The following is an 880-nucleotide window of genomic DNA, read 5'->3' on the forward strand; positions in this document are numbered from 1 at the left end:
TGGACAGCCTGAGCTTTTCGATCCCGAGCTTTTCGCCTGGTCGCCAGAAGATGACCAGCACCGGCGAATCGATGCGTGGACGGACGCCGCTGTACATGGTCGACAGCATTCCCCAATCGACCCCCCTGCGGGACGGCAAGCGGAGCGGCTACACGATCGACCCGGCGTTTGTCGACAGGGTCGAGGTGGTGTACGGCGCGAATGCAATCCAGGGCGTCGGTGCAACCGGCGGAGTCATCAATTACGTGACGGTCGCGGCGCCGGAGTCCGGCGATTGGCTGAACCGCATCTCCCTTGAACTCACGACGGACGACTTCAAGAAGAACGGCTTCCATTACAAGGCTTCGGCGCTGACGGCAACGAAGCTGGGGCTGTTCGATTTCGTGCTGGGCGCGACATTCGACAAACGCGACCTTTATTACGACGGCAAGGGACGGCCGGTGGGCGTGGATACCACCCAAGGCGACACGATGGACACGCAGGCCTGGAACATCTTCGCCAAGCTGGGCTTCGACCTCGACGAGGACCAACGACTGGAGTTCATGGCCAATATCTTCGAGCAAGAAGGTGATGGCGACTATGTGGTGGTACCCGGCAGCATCGCCGCGGGGATTCCGGCGACCTCGGTGAAGGGCGTCCCGCCGGGGGATCCGACCTATAACGATGCGCGGAATTTCGCGCTCACCTACCGGCACAGCAATCTGGTGGGGGGCGTGCTGACGCTTCAGGGCTTCTATTACGATTTCTATGCCCTGTATGGAGGAGACACCTTTCCCGTCTTTCAAGACCCGTCCATCGCGCCAGTCGGCACCCTGTTCGACCAGTCGGCGCTCAGCTCTGAAAAGTACGGCGCGAAGCTGACATATGCCCGCGAGGACAC

The 880-nt window shown here is 61.1% G+C and carries 1 protein-coding gene; it reads left to right on the plus strand.

The window, feature by feature from the left end; all coding sequences use genetic code 11:
• Positions 1 to 71: 71 nt before the first annotated feature.
• A partial coding sequence (locus WJU21_RS19470) for a TonB-dependent receptor plug domain-containing protein (protein WP_346325136.1) occupies positions 72 to 880 on the plus strand: 809 nt, incomplete at its 3' end.

The organism is Emcibacter sp. SYSU 3D8, assembly GCF_039655875.1.
Lineage (GTDB): Bacteria > Pseudomonadota > Alphaproteobacteria > SMXS01 > SMXS01 > RI-34.